General features: G+C 38.2%; 14 protein-coding genes. 10 read left to right on the top strand and 4 right to left on the bottom strand.

What is annotated here, in order from left to right; all coding sequences use genetic code 11:
* The first annotated feature begins 34 nt into the window (after positions 1-34).
* The 5 genes from JOC83_RS07800 to JOC83_RS07780 all read left to right on the top strand — a co-directional run bounded on the left by JOC83_RS07800 (position 35) and on the right by JOC83_RS07780 (position 6,833).
* On the top strand, positions 35-2,074 hold the full coding sequence (locus JOC83_RS07800; protein WP_205185950.1) for an alpha-glucosidase: 2,040 nt from the start codon (positions 35-37) through the stop codon (positions 2,072-2,074).
* Positions 2,075-2,288: 214 nt separating this feature from the next.
* On the top strand, positions 2,289-3,626 hold the full coding sequence (sftI, locus tag JOC83_RS07795; RefSeq protein ID WP_239583403.1) for a sulfoquinovose isomerase: 1,338 nt from the start codon (positions 2,289-2,291) through the stop codon (positions 3,624-3,626).
* A 33-nt stretch (positions 3,627-3,659) separates the two neighbouring features.
* Positions 3,660-4,382 (top strand): GntR family transcriptional regulator, encoded by a 723-nt coding sequence (locus JOC83_RS07790; RefSeq protein ID WP_205185949.1) that lies wholly within the window; start codon positions 3,660-3,662, stop codon positions 4,380-4,382.
* A gap of 19 nt (positions 4,383-4,401) precedes the next feature.
* Positions 4,402-5,835, top strand: coding sequence for an aldehyde dehydrogenase family protein (locus JOC83_RS07785; RefSeq protein WP_205185948.1), 1,434 nt, complete (start codon positions 4,402-4,404; stop codon positions 5,833-5,835).
* A 95-nt stretch (positions 5,836-5,930) separates the two neighbouring features.
* Positions 5,931-6,833 carry an AEC family transporter gene (locus JOC83_RS07780; RefSeq protein WP_205185947.1) on the top strand — a complete coding sequence of 301 codons (903 nt, stop codon included), beginning with the start codon at positions 5,931-5,933 and terminating at the stop codon, positions 6,831-6,833.
* Between the two features lie 50 nt (positions 6,834-6,883).
* Here the strand turns inward: JOC83_RS07780 and JOC83_RS07775 are convergent, their stop codons facing one another.
* Positions 6,884-7,651, bottom strand: a complete 768-nt coding sequence (locus JOC83_RS07775) for a DUF459 domain-containing protein (RefSeq protein ID WP_205185946.1) — start codon at positions 7,649-7,651, stop codon at positions 6,884-6,886.
* A gap of 141 nt (positions 7,652-7,792) precedes the next feature.
* Here JOC83_RS07775 and JOC83_RS07770 point away from each other — a divergent pair, with 141 nt between their 5' ends.
* On the top strand, positions 7,793-8,641 hold the full coding sequence (locus JOC83_RS07770) for a hypothetical protein (protein WP_205185944.1): 849 nt from the start codon (positions 7,793-7,795) through the stop codon (positions 8,639-8,641).
* 26 nt (positions 8,642-8,667) lie between these two features.
* Here the strand turns inward: JOC83_RS07770 and JOC83_RS07765 are convergent, their stop codons facing one another.
* The 3 genes from JOC83_RS07765 to JOC83_RS07755 are packed head-to-tail and all read right to left on the bottom strand — an operon-like array spanning position 8,668 to position 10,911.
* Positions 8,668-9,963 (bottom strand): FtsW/RodA/SpoVE family cell cycle protein, encoded by a 1,296-nt coding sequence (locus JOC83_RS07765; RefSeq protein ID WP_205185942.1) that lies wholly within the window; start codon positions 9,961-9,963, stop codon positions 8,668-8,670.
* 5 nt (positions 9,964-9,968) lie between these two features.
* The gene (locus JOC83_RS07760; RefSeq protein WP_205185940.1) at positions 9,969-10,373 is read right to left on the bottom strand and encodes a PadR family transcriptional regulator; all 405 of its coding nucleotides are present in this window, start codon (positions 10,371-10,373) and stop codon (positions 9,969-9,971) included.
* A gap of 4 nt (positions 10,374-10,377) precedes the next feature.
* Positions 10,378-10,911 carry a sigma-70 family RNA polymerase sigma factor gene (locus tag JOC83_RS07755; protein ID WP_205185938.1) on the bottom strand — a complete coding sequence of 178 codons (534 nt, stop codon included), beginning with the start codon at positions 10,909-10,911 and terminating at the stop codon, positions 10,378-10,380.
* A gap of 120 nt (positions 10,912-11,031) precedes the next feature.
* Here JOC83_RS07755 and JOC83_RS07750 point away from each other — a divergent pair, with 120 nt between their 5' ends.
* From JOC83_RS07750 to JOC83_RS07735, 4 genes are all read left to right on the top strand, one after another.
* Entirely contained in the window at positions 11,032-11,430 is a 399-nt protein-coding gene (locus tag JOC83_RS07750) for a fluoride efflux transporter FluC (RefSeq protein ID WP_205185936.1), read from the top strand.
* On the top strand, positions 11,427-11,819 hold the full coding sequence (locus tag JOC83_RS07745) for a fluoride efflux transporter FluC (protein ID WP_205185934.1): 393 nt from the start codon (positions 11,427-11,429) through the stop codon (positions 11,817-11,819). Before JOC83_RS07750 ends, JOC83_RS07745 begins: the two co-directional genes overlap by 4 nt.
* Before the next feature lie 135 nt (positions 11,820-11,954).
* Entirely contained in the window at positions 11,955-12,779 is an 825-nt protein-coding gene (locus tag JOC83_RS07740; protein ID WP_205185931.1) for an amino acid ABC transporter substrate-binding protein, read from the top strand.
* Positions 12,763-13,467 (top strand): amino acid ABC transporter permease, encoded by a 705-nt coding sequence (locus tag JOC83_RS07735; protein WP_205185929.1) that lies wholly within the window; start codon positions 12,763-12,765, stop codon positions 13,465-13,467. The genes JOC83_RS07740 and JOC83_RS07735 overlap by 17 nt, the downstream gene beginning before the upstream one ends.
* The last annotated feature ends 9 nt before the right edge of the window (positions 13,468-13,476 follow it).

Here is a 13,476-nt window from a genome sequence, read left to right as displayed (position 1 = left end):
TGAATAAAAAAGAATGATGAAAAAAGGAGAATACATGGATACTATACAAAATAAAGTAGCAATGTCTTTAACCACACTAGTCGATGGATTTGAGTTATATTGGAACGATCAGTTAATCATTAAGCATTCATCAACAACTCCATTTGTGTATGTAGGGTATGGAGAAGAAGACATTGAGATGTATCGAGGAAACTTTGATATAAACGATTACTTGATTGAGAGGGTCGCGCTGCGTCATGCCCAGGTGAATCAAAATGAAGACGAAACTCTTTTAATTCATTTAAGTCAGTTCAAGAATGGTTCCCCTGTTTTAACTTTATTAGTAAAAGCAGAGGAAGACCAAGCAAAATTAGAATTTATTGAAGTAGAAGAAGGATTCAATCGTTTTTGGGTTCGTATAGAAGCAAATAAGCAAGAAAAAGTATACGGATGTGGAGAGCAACTTTCACATTTTAATATGAGAGGAAAGAACTTCCCTCTTTGGACGTCAGAGCCAGGTGTAGGACGCAATAAAAATACGTATGTAACGTGGCAAGCCGATGTATTAGATAAAGCAGGTGGGGACTATTATCATACGAACTTCCCACAACCAACCTTTATATCTAGTCATAAATATTATTGTCATGTGGAAACAACTTCTTATGCTGACTTTGATTTTAGACACGAAACTTTTCATGAACTGCATATTTGGGAAGTACCAAACGAAATCATCTTTGAAGGTGCGAATACGTTCATTGAACTTGTTGAAAAGATTACAAATCGCTTTGGTAGACAGCCAGAGCTTCCTGAATGGACATATAATGGCATTTGGCTCGGTATTCAAGGTGGAACGGATGTTGTTGAACAAAAACTAGAAAAAGCATTGTCTAAAGGTATAAAAGTGGGAGGTGTCTGGTGTCAAGATTGGCAAGGAGAAAGGATCACTTCTTTTGGAAAGCGATTAATGTGGAATTGGAAGTGGAATCCACAGTTATATCCAAATTTAGATGAGAAAATAAAAGAATGGAAACAAAACGGCATTCGCTTCTTAGGATATATTAACCCGTACGTAGCAGTTGAAGGAGACTTGTTTACACATGCGGAGCAACAAGGATATTTAGCACTTAATCAAAACGGCGAAACCTATCTTGTTGATTTCGGTGAGTTTTATTGTGGAGTGGTAGATTTCACAAATCCTGAAGCATTTGAATGGTATAAAGGTGTTATTAAAGAGCATCTCATTGATTTTGGGCTAGATGGCTGGATGGCTGACTTTGGTGAATATTTACCAACTGATGTTGTGCTTCATAATGGACAATCACCGATACAAATGCACAATGCATGGCCAGCCATATGGGCACAAGTAAACTATGAAGCTGTACAAGAGTCTGGTAAATTAGGAGACATTGTTTACTTCATGAGAGCTGGTTATACAGGTGTACAAAAGTATTGCACGCTCATTTGGGCAGGAGACCAAAGTGTTGATTGGTCATTAGATGATGGATTAGCGTCGGTCATTCCAGCAGCGTTGTCTTCTGGTATGGTCGGGTGTGGCCTTCATCATAGCGATATTGGGGGGTACACAAGCTTACATGGAAACAAACGATCAAAAGAGTTATTAATGAGATGGGCAGAAATGGGTGCGTTTACACCAGTGATGAGAACACATGAAGGAAATCGTCCTTATGACTGTGCACAATTTGATGATGATGATGAAACGTTAGAACATCTCGCAAGAATGACCAATGTATATGTCACACTTGCTCCGTACATTAAATCTCTTGTTGCATTGAATGCTGAAACAGGCGTCCCTGTTCAACGCCCACTATTTATGCATTATGAACACGATGAGAAGGCATACGACATTCAATATCAATATTTATTTGGTCAAGATCTGTTAGTAGCACCTGTCTACCAAGAAGGTCAACAAACATGGGACGTGTATCTTCCGGAAGATGAATGGATTCACCTTTGGAGTGGGGAAGAGTGTAATGGAGGGAATGTTGTTATTCACGCTCCACTTGGTTATCCGCCAGTTTTCTACCGAAAGAATTCAGAGTGGGCTTCTCTGTTTTCAACATTAACAGAAATCTAAACAAGACAAGCATCTATTTAGATAGATAAATCAACCCTCTGCTTGAGATATCCAGTTACATAAATGGATAGAGTGGCAGGGGGTTTTTAGTGACTGTATGATTTTCATGTCATTTAAAAAGAAAATGAATTTTCTACTACTAAAACATCATTATGTATTATATAATGGTTATAACGAATTTGATTACATTAATCGACACAAAGGGGAAAATACGTTGAATACAAATGTTCTATATTTACCGATAGGGAGAAAAACGTTCGATTTAGAAGCGGCAGAGGAGTATCGCCAAAAAAGTATACAGTGGTTAAAAGAAAACTGTCAAAACGTCATCATGCCAACAGATATTTTAACGTCAGTCGAAGAGTTAGAAGCATTTTTAGCAAAGGTTCGTCATGAATCCGTGGATGTTATTTTATATCAAAGTGTGACATTTGCCGATGGAGAGTTCATGGTGAAAACACTTGAACATCGACATGAACCCGTTATCGTATGGTCAGTTCGAGAGCCAAGTGTTGGGGGAAGATTACGCTTAAACTCATTAACCGGTGGCAATAGTACAAGTAACGTGTTAAAAAACCATCAACATCCATTTGCATTTGTATTTGGGAATCCAGACGAAACAGCTTTACAAGAAAGAATGATAAGAGAGCTGAACGTTATGCGTGTCATTAAAGGTTTACAACAGCTAAAGATTGGGGTAGTAGGGGAACATCCACCAGGTTTCTTTTTCTCAGATGCCAATGAAGATGAGCTAGCAACAAAATTAGGCGTGAAGCTTCATTCAATCGATTTACATAATGCGTTTCAACAGTGTGTCGAGTTGCCAGAAGAAGAGTGGCTACCAGCCGTTGAACGAGCAGAACAACAAGTAATTGGCATTCGTCGAGACGATGAGACGGTTAAAAAGTTTGCTCAATTTTCTACTTATGTAAAAAAACATGTAGAACAAGAAGAAATACGTGCACTAGCCGTTCGTTGTTGGCCAGACTTCTTCAATGAACTAGGAGCAGCCGCTTGCTCAACTTTATCACAATTCACAGAAGATGGTGTGGTTTCTTCTTGTGAGTCAGATATTCACGGAGCAGTTTCCATGTTCATTTTACGAGAATTGAACAAAGGAAGTGCCCCGTATTTAGGAGACCTTGTTCATGTGAATGAAGAGAATAACTCCGTTGTCTTCTGGCACTGTGGAGCAGCTGCGTACTCGTTAGCAAACCCTTCAACTGGAGCTACGGCTGGTTTGCATCCAAATCGAAAAATGGGCTTTACAATGGATTTTGGCTTAAAATCGGGAGAAGTAACGATTTTCCGCCTCAGTCATACGCCAGATGGCTACCGCTTGTTAGTGATGAGTGGAAAAGCGTTAGATACAGAGAAGCCATTTAACGGTACATCTGTTGAAGTGGAATTAACAACAGATGTGACAGATACACTATATGAATTAATGAATGAAGGATATGAACCTCACTTTGCACTCGTATATGGAGATGTAACGAAAGAACTGATTGAATTAGGACGCATTCTGAACATTGAAACGAACAGGTACGTGTAAAAGGTTGGGGTCAATCGGAAGGAGTCCAGCAAGATGATTAGTACAAATAAAAATTTAGCCCTTTATCTACAAGTGAAAGAAGTGTTAGTAAAGAGAATTCAGGATAAAGTTTGGCCTCCTAATACACTTATTCCAACGGAACAAGAGTTAATAGAAGAATTTAACGTTAGTCGCACAACGATTAGACAAGCAATTACGATGCTCGTTCAAGACGGCTTGCTTGAAAAAAAGCAAGGAAAAGGAACGATTGTAAAAGATCAGCCGTTAGTTGGGAGTCTAGGAAAGTTAAAAGGGTTTGCTGAAGAAGTAACAGAAAAAGGATTAACGCCTCGTTCGAAGTTAATGAGAGTCGAATTTTCAAACGATTTGTATGCTGAAAAAGAAGTGCTTGGTTTATCTGAAGATGAAGAGGTACTTGTCATTGAACGCATTCGATTTGCTGATCAAACACCTATTGCCATTGAACGCTCATGTTGGCCGCCTCACATTGGCAAAATTCTCGTCAAACATGATTTAAATATGGCGAAATTTTATGAAATTCTGGAAGAAAATGATGTGTTTCTTAAAAATGCAAAAGAAAAGATATCAGCAATGAATGCAACGATTCATGAAGCGGATTTACTAGGAATTCGTGGTGGGGAAGCACTATTGGAGATGACACGATTAAGCTTTGGGTTTGATGACAAGCCTATTGAGTTTACAAAAACAAAGTTTCGAAGTGATAAGTATCACTATGACATTGAATTAACGAGATAACATAAGGGGAGTGGGAGAAATGACAACAATAACTGAATTAAAAACATACGGCTTATATGTGGATGGTCAATGGAAAGAAACGTCTGAAAGTATGGATGTTCTTAATAAATACAATAGCGAGGCTTTTGCGAAAATTGCCATGGCTAAAAATGAGCATGTAAATGAAGCTGTAAAAGGTGCAAAGCTAGCGATGAAACAACCTTTAACACCATACCAACGTTATGAAATTTTAACGAAAGCTTCTAAGCTATTATTAGATCGTCGTGAGGAATTTGCCCAAGTGTTAGCTTTAGAGGTAGGAAAGCCAATTCGAGAGTCACGTGGTGAAGTAGAGCGCGCTGCGCAAACGTTAGAAGTATCGGCTGAGGAGGCAAAGCGTATTCATGGGGAAGGTGTTCCTGTTGAAGCTGCACCAGGGTCTGAAAATCGTATGGCGTTTACGGTCCGTGTACCATTAGGAGTCATTGCTGCAATTACGCCGTTTAATGTACCGTTAAACCTCGTGTGTCATAAAGTTGGTCCAGCACTTGCTGCAGGGAACAGTGTGGTGTTAAAACCAGCAGAAGTTACATCTGTTTGTGCTTTGATGCTAGCAGAAGTAATGAGCGAAGCAGGGTTACCGGCAGGATATTTACAAGTGTTAACAGGTGACGGTGCTGAAATTGGAGACGCATTATTAGCAAATGATGACGTCAGAATGTTTACATTTACCGGTAGTCCTCGTGTAGGTGAAATCATTCGTTCAAAAGCAGGTCTTCGTAAAGTAGCATTAGAGCTAGGAAATAACTCCGCAACCATTGTTCATCACGATGCAAATATAGAGCAAGCGGCTACTTTAATCTCACAAAAGAGCTTTAACAATGCAGGACAAGTGTGTATTTCTGTTCAACGTGTATATGTACATGAAGATGCGTATGAGACGTTCGTAAGCAAGCTACATGAAAAAACAGCCAAGCTCGTTGTTGGAAATCCATTAGATGAAAGCACGGATGTTGGACCTATGATTCGTTTAACAGAAGCAGAGCGAGTGGAACAATGGGTAAACGAAGCGGTAGAGCAAGGAGCTCAAATTGTAACGGGTGGTAAACGTAATGGATCATTTTATGAGCCAACCATTTTAACAAATGTGCATGATGATATGAAGGTATGTCGTCAAGAAGTATTTGGTCCTGTTGTGTCTGTTGCAACATACAAAGAGATGGACGAAGTGATTGAAAAAGTAAACGACTCTGATTATGGCTTACAAGCAGGCTTGTTTACAAATGATTTGAACTTCGCAATGAAAGCAGCACGTGAAATTGAAGTAGGTGGTCTTATCGTAAATGATGCATCTGCTTACCGAGTCGATCATATGCCGTATGGCGGTGTGAAGCGAAGTGGGACAGGGAAAGAGGGTCCTGCGTATGCGATTGAAGAAATGACAGAAGAACGTATTATTGTATTTAACCTATAAGCTTTTCATTTTCATGAAAGAGACGACCCATAACCAGTGACATGACCTTATGGTTCGTCTTTTTTATGAATTAAAACATATGAAAGGTGACGACTATGGAGTTTCTATTTGTTTTGATGCCGATTTTCGGAATCTTTATGCTAGGGTTTATTGGTCAAAAAAAGATTGGATTTGACACGAAAACCATTTCCACCATGGCTTTATATTTGATGTCGCCAGTTCTGGTTTTTCAAACGTTTTATACGACAACCTTTACGTTAACGTATGTGTATATGAGTATATACTTGCTCACGCTTTGTTTCTTATTAATTGGACTCGTTTATATCGTAGCCTATTTAAAAGGGTATTCGACGGTTGAAACGTGCGGCATGATTTTAGCTTCTGCTTTTATGAATAATGGAAATTATGGAACACCTGTTGTGTTGTTATTATTCGGTGTTGCAGGGCTAGAATATGCAATTATTTTAATGGTGATTCAGCAATTGATCATGTGTACTATTGGGGTCTATTATGCAGCAAAAGGGAGCAAAGAGGCAGGTGGAATCAACATGGCTATTCGTGCGGTTAAGCGTATGCCACTCGTGTATGGAGCGCTTTTAGGAGGAAGTTTTCAATGGTTAAATATAACGCTTTCTAAGTCTGTTATACAAGCCGTGGATTTAGTAGCGAGTGCCGCAATTCCTACGATTATGATTACACTTGGTATGCAACTAGCAAACATATCAATAAAAAAGCTCCCAAAAGCAAAAATTTCATTCGCATTGCTTACAAAACTCGCGCTTTCTCCACTGATTGCATATGTTTTAGTTTTATTTTTGCCAGTTGATGAAATGGTCAAGCAAATCATGATTATTATGGCAGCCATGCCAACAGCGGCTAATACAACGATGTATGCGCTCCAATTTAACACAGAACCAGATCTTGTTTCCGGTGCCACACTACTTAGCACAATGCTTAGTTTGGCTACGCTTCCGGTCGTATTCATGCTTGTTTTATAAAGGGGCTTTGAAAAAAGCAAACAATACGCTATTTAACAAAGCCCGCAACATTATGATGAAGAACGAACATCTTTTATGGTGGATACAATTCGTTCAGCAATTAAGTTGTATCCACGCTCATTTGGGTGCAGAGAGTCAGAAAAGTAGCGCTGCTTATCTTTATTCTCAAATAAATCTTCTGTTTTTACATAATGAACGTTTTGATCACTGGATGCGCTCTGCTGGACAAGTGTATTCCATTCATGAATAAATGAAGATAAATGCTTACGATCTTGCTCAATATAAGGGTCGTACAGACCAATAAAATAAATTGGGACAGCTTTGTTTTGCTTTCTAATCTCGGAAATAACATGTTGTAAGTTATTGCTGTATTGTTCCTTTCCTTTGTTCACCTCTTTAGAGTGAGGGTCTGTCATGTTATCGCTGCTTTTGATAAAATCATTTGTTCCAATGTTGACGAACACAATGTTTGCTTGCGTAATGGAACGTTGAATATTTTCTTCCTTTAATCGTTTCAACAAATGATGACTTGTTGCATTTGGAACGCCGTAGTTTTTTAAAACGGTGTTACAATCACATTTCTCTTCATAAAACCGCTTCGTGTCTCCTACATAACCGTGGTCTCCTTCATCTCCTACTCCAAAGGACAGAGAGTCACCCACTGCGACCATTCGTACTTCTTTTTTTGATGGTTCTACTTCATCTAAGGCATATTTTGTAAACAGTCCAAGTGCTGATATTTGGTAAGGATGATTCCAAAAATAAATGCCGACTGCGAGAAGACAGACGATGATAACCAGCGATGAAAATTTCTTCATTTTATCTCCTCCTCTATGTCACTTTCACTATTACCCTTTTTGTTCACACTCTAACCTACTAACTGTTTTCATTTCCAAATTTTAATGCTTATGTAAAGACTTATTTTTTCTAAAAATAAGAAAAAAACAGGAGTCGAGATGATGAAGCGTATTCAGTACATAATGGGATGTAGCTTGCTTTTTTTATTTATAGGAAATCAACAAGTGATGGCAGATGAAGTGGAACACCATAGCCCCATTAGTTTTGAACTGCAGATGTTGTCATGGGAAGATGCAAAAGAAGTCATTCCAAATAAAAAGATATTCACGGTTATTGATATGGAAACAGGTCTGGCATTTAACGTTCAACGACGAGCAGGGAGTCAACACGCAGATGTACAGCCGTTAACGAAAAAAGATACGAAGATTATGAAGAAGGTTTATAACGGAGAGTGGAGTTGGAAAAGACGAGCTGCGATTTTAATTGTTGGTGATCAAATGATTGCAGGATCGATGCATGGAATGCCGCATGGAGCAGGAGCGCTTGAAAATAATTTTCCAGGTCACTTTTGTATTCACTTTCCTGGAAGTACGACTCATAAATCACGTCATACAGACCGTGCTCATCAATTTATGGTCTTAAAAGCAGCTGGGGAAATTGAAGAATATGCCAATATGGCAACTCCCTATCAAATGATACAGCTGCTGAATGTAGCTATTAACCAAGAAGATGTGACGCTAGTAAAGCTAGCTGTGTCTACACCATCTAAATACGAAAAAAAGCTTCATAAAGTCATAAAAAACATCGATGCTTTTTTACCTAATAAAAATCAGTTAGAAAAATTTGAAGAAGCAAATGAACTCGTTTTCGTTGAAATGCCAATAAAAGTAAAGATTCATACGAAAACAAAGGGCATTAAACAAAAAACAATTCGCTTTATTGTAAGAAGAGACAGCTTAAATAGTCGATGGATAGTTGATGGTGAATCGTTGTATAAGCAATTAAAATAACCCCAAGCAAGTCGCTTGGGGTTATTTTAGGTAGTGGCATGTCGAATAAGGTTTTTACGTCGATATACACTTAGTGCGAGTCCGATGATGGCGGTGTTAACGAGTATGCCTGTATTTCCGTGGCTCATAAATGGAAGAGACACACCGATGATTGGGAAAAATCCAAGCGACATCAAAATGTTAATCATAAAAGGAATCCCATAAAGTGTAATGCCTCCAATAAGTAGTAACTTCCCAAATGAATCCTGAACTTGCATCATCATCATGACCATACGAATAATAAATAAAAGCAAAAAGAGAAATAGAAACAATGCGAATATCCAACCAAATGCGTACGTCAGTGTGACAAAAACAAATTCCGTATGAGCAGAAGGGAGCTGTAGGCCTTCAGAAGAAATAGGTTGTCCCACCCATCCAGCTTCTGATAAATATTTTTTTGCAACGACATACATATAGCCACTAGTATCTGAATACTTTGAAGGGTTTATAAAGCCCAGTAATCGTTCAAGCTGATAAGGTTTGATAGATGACTTTGAGATTCCAATTAAAATGAATCCAATATACCCTACCAAAGTCAGAGCAGCAAGACTGATTGTATATACCTTACTTTTACGACTGTAAGAGCTAAATAAAAACATAAATCCAACCATACCCGTGTAAATGCCAAACGTTGCTAAATCGGGTACTTGTAAAAATAGAAACCCTGGTAAGATAAATAACCCTCCCAACAGATAAAGAGGCATTGACGCTTTTTCAAAAAAGCGTGCCCATGCAACAAGAAAAAAGGGAAGAGCGATAAAGGCAGTTAGAATCAAATTTCCTAATGCAATATAAATCTTTCCATTACTCATTATTCCAAACGATGGGAAGATTAAAGGGAGAATTAATACTAAGCATCCAGCTATATAAGCAAGCCATCCAGACTTAGAAAGCTTACGATAATCGATAAGCATAAGCCCTATTGCAACGATAATCGCTAAACCAATACTGACAATTCTAGAGTCAACTAATCCTTCAACCCCTGTATACTCAGGAATCAATAGAGGTAAAAACCCTAACCCTAATGCCCCGGTAAACAATAGAAGTAGCATCCAGTCTATCTTTGGACGATGTAGCTTGTTCATTTTGATCCCTAGCTTTTCAGGATCTCCCATTTGTTCAATGGCTTTTTGTTCCGCTTGCACCTCTGTTAGTCCTTTCTCAATCCATTGTTGACGAGATTGATCGATATGATGCTTTAATTCAATAGAGACAAAATCCTTTGCTTCTTTTGAGCGAATATAGGTGGTGACTTTTTCAAGGAACTCTTTTTTCGTTCTCAATGTCTTTATCCTCCCTGTAGTAACTCTTTTAATAAAAATGTTGGGCTTTTGGCTTCGGCTTTTTGTAACACTTTGCGCCCCTTGTCATTAAGGACATAATATTTTGTTTGCGAGTCATCCCACGCTGCTTTTACGTATTGTTTTTGTTCTAATCCGTGAAGAAGGGTATATAAAAATCCTTGTTCTTCTTCAAAGCGATGAATACCGCGGCTACGAAGGTGATTGGTTAATTCAAATCCTGTCTTTTTATGTGTAAGTAGTTGAAGAACAGCGAGTAGTACCTCTTCGTCTGTTTGACCATGCTTTTTAATATCGTTCAATACACGTTGACGGTGCTTATGGGTGAACTGTAACTGCTGAAATGACTGTTTCTTCATTGCTGACTTTAAGTTCTTTAAGCGATTTTCCATCTTCTCACTCCCCTAATTGATGTTTTAGGAGCTCTTTCGCTCGCCGTAATCTTGTTTTAATGGTTCCTTGCTTCACGTGTGTAATGTTCTCTATTTCTTTAATGGAGTACTCTTCAAAATAAAAAAGATAAATCATTTCTCGATATTTCACCGGTAACTTTAAAACAGCTTCGCTTAATTGCGCATCTTCATCGTGTCGAATGACTTCTTCTTCAGGGGTATTGGTTGTTGATTTAGAAGAAAAGAAACTCATTTCCGTGAGCTGCATTTTCCGGTAATGCCAGCTGCGCAGATAGTCTTTACAGTGATTAATTGCAATTCGCCATAGCCACGTTCGCAATGACGCTTTTTGTTCATATGTGTGAAGAGATCGATAGCATTTCACAAAGATCTCTTGCGTTAAATCTTCAGCAACAGCATGGTTTTTAACGTAAGAATAAACAAGCTGTAAAATGTCTTGTCCGTATAACGTCATAATTTCATTGAGTACAGTTTCCTCATCTGTTACTTGAAGCGCTTCAGCAACAAACTCTTTCAATGGTGAACCTCCTTTGCATGTCTATTTAATTGACGACGTATTCTATAAGTAGGTTTTCTTTTTTTAAAAAAAAGTTCAAATGATTAAAAAAGAGCATGTGATGAGATGGAGCGATTGTAGATGAAAATTATAAATATACTTGCTATAGCGGTGGGAGCTTCTGTAGGAGCTACGTTACGCTTTAAGCTCAACATGTTATTGTTACATATTTCGTATCCAATCGGAACACTTATTGAGAATATTTTAGGGAGCTTTTTGTTAGGGTTCTTAACGGCATGGTTTAGCTGTAAGGCTCCAAAAGAGTGGGTAAAACTAGGGCTTGGTGTTGGATTATGCGGTGCATTTACGACGTTTTCCACATTGGCTTCTGATACAGTAGCATTAGCGTTGGCTTATCATTTTTTAGTTTCTGTTAGTTATGTCTTTGTTTCCATGTTTGGAGGAATCCTAAGTGCGTTAGTAGGGTATTTATTCGGCGTGAAACTATGGAAGGTATATAAGAGGGAGATGAGTCATTGAATTCTTTTTATATCATGATAGGAGGTTCACTGGGGGCTATCTTACGTTATCTTTTAGGACTTTTTATGATGAAAAAATATTCAAACCCTCCTTTTCCGTTGGCTATGTTAGTGGTGAATATTTTAGGATCGGCAGGGTTAGGGGCTTTCTATGGCTATTATTATAATGCCATGCCTCCTACAACAGCATATAGTGACTCACTCTTTTTAACCATTGCGATTGGCTTTTTTGGGGCGTTTACGACATTTTCAACGTTTAGTGTTGAAGCAATGATGTTACTGCAACGACAAAGCTATAAAGCATTAAGTATTTATATTGGTTTATCTTTCATCGGTTCCATCGGTTTCTTCCTCTTATTTTTCCTTGGTGCGCAAGCCATTTCTTTTTAAGAGAAAATAATCTTTTAAAACAGGGGAATATTAAAGAATAATTGGCAAAGCATTTACATTGACTTTTAAAGAAATGTCCATTAATATTCATGTTGATAAAAATTTAATTCCTATAAGAATACTGGGGGTTTAGAAGTGAAAAAAATAGTAATGTTAATGTCAATCTTATTGACATTTGGTTTTGTATTAGCAGCTTGTGGCACAAGTGACTCATCAAATGGAAGTAATGAGTCTAACAAAGAAAGTGCAGAACAAGATTTATACGCAAAGGTAAAAGAAGAGGGTGTCCTAAAGGTTGGTACTGAAGGTACATATCCTCCATTTACATTCCACGATGACAGCGGAAAATTAACTGGTTTTGATGTGGAAGTTGCACAAGAAGTAGGAAAGCGTCTTGGTGTAGAAGTAGAATTTATGGAAACACAATGGGACGGCATGTTTGCTGGTCTTGATGCAAAACGTTTTGACATGATTGCCAATCAAGTAGGGATTCGTCCTGATCGTGAAGAAAAATATGATTTCTCTGATCCATACATCGCATCAGCAGCAGTCTTAGTTGTTGCAAAGGATAATGAAGAAATTAAAACATTTGAAGACTTAAAAGGTAAAAAGGCAGCTCAATCGTTAACAAGTAACTACGGTGACTTAGCGAAGTCTTACGGAGCTGAACTAACAGGTGTAGAAGGCTTTAACCAAGCGATGGAACTTATTACATCTAAACGTGTAGATGGTACAATTAATGATAAATTATCTTTTCTTGATTATACAAAACAACGTCCAAATGCACCTGTAAAAGTAGTGGATGAAGCAGAAGATGCAGCTGAAAGTGGTTTAATGTTTAGAAAAGATAGCGGCAAGTTAGTAGAAGAAGTAAATAAAGCGTTAAAAGAGATGCAAGAAGACGGAACTTACAAAGAAATTTCAGATAAGTGGTTCGGTGAAGATGTATCTCCTAAATAACATTTTTCAAGACCCTGAGCGCTTAGAGCGACTCGTTAATATTGCTAAGAGTTCCCTCTATCCAATGGTAGAGGGTGCTCTTACATATACGATTCCTTTAACGCTCATTTCATTTACGATTGGGATGATTCTTGCCGTCTTAACTGCTCTTGGTCGCTTATCTTCTATTAAGATTTTTAATATCATTGCAAGGGTGTACGTATCAATTATTCGTGGTACACCATTACTTGTACAACTCTTTATCATTTTCTATGGATTGCCTAACATTGGTGTCACACTTGATCCGTTTCCATCAGCAGTCATTGGATTTTCATTAAGTGTAGGAGCTTATGCATCAGAAATTATTCGTGCAGCAATCTCATCCATTCCAAAAGGTCAGTGGGAAGCCGCGTATTCGATTGGAATGACTTATCCAAAGGCGTTAAAACGAGTCATTTTACCACAGGCAGCACGTGTATCAATTCCACCTTTATCGAACTCATTTATTAGCCTTGTGAAGGATACATCACTTGCTTCGCTGATTTTAGTAACAGAGATGTTTCGAAAGGCTCAAGAGATCGCTGCAACGAACTATGAGTTTCTTCTTTTATATAGTCAAGCAGCGTTACTATATTGGATTATGTGCTTTGTTCTTTCTGTGATTCAAGGCAGAGTAGAAGCGCGATTAGATCGACACATAGCAAAATAGAAGGTGTGA

It is taken from the genome of Priestia iocasae (genome assembly GCF_016909075.1).
In the GTDB taxonomy this organism is placed as follows: domain Bacteria; phylum Bacillota; class Bacilli; order Bacillales; family Bacillaceae_H; genus Priestia; species Priestia iocasae.
This window is presented reverse-complemented; position numbering and strand designations above follow the sequence as displayed.

What these genes read in the sequence shown, in the direction of transcription:
- JOC83_RS07800 (WP_205185950.1), top strand. Translation starts at nt 35, where the DNA reads ATGGATACTATACAAAATAAAGTAGCAATGTCTTTAACCACACTAGTC.
- JOC83_RS07790 (WP_205185949.1), top strand. Translation starts at nt 3,660, where the DNA reads ATGATTAGTACAAATAAAAATTTAGCCCTTTATCTACAAGTGAAAGAA.
- JOC83_RS07785 (WP_205185948.1), top strand. Translation starts at nt 4,402, where the DNA reads ATGACAACAATAACTGAATTAAAAACATACGGCTTATATGTGGATGGT.
- JOC83_RS07780 (WP_205185947.1), top strand. Translation starts at nt 5,931, where the DNA reads ATGGAGTTTCTATTTGTTTTGATGCCGATTTTCGGAATCTTTATGCTA.
- JOC83_RS07775 (WP_205185946.1), bottom strand. Translation starts at nt 7,651, where the DNA reads ATGAAGAAATTTTCATCGCTGGTTATCATCGTCTGTCTTCTCGCAGTC.
- JOC83_RS07770 (WP_205185944.1), top strand. Translation starts at nt 7,793, where the DNA reads ATGAAGCGTATTCAGTACATAATGGGATGTAGCTTGCTTTTTTTATTT.
- JOC83_RS07760 (WP_205185940.1), bottom strand. Translation starts at nt 10,373, where the DNA reads ATGGAAAATCGCTTAAAGAACTTAAAGTCAGCAATGAAGAAACAGTCA.
- JOC83_RS07750 (WP_205185936.1), top strand. Translation starts at nt 11,032, where the DNA reads ATGAAAATTATAAATATACTTGCTATAGCGGTGGGAGCTTCTGTAGGA.
- JOC83_RS07735 (WP_205185929.1), top strand. Translation starts at nt 12,763, where the DNA reads ATGTATCTCCTAAATAACATTTTTCAAGACCCTGAGCGCTTAGAGCGA.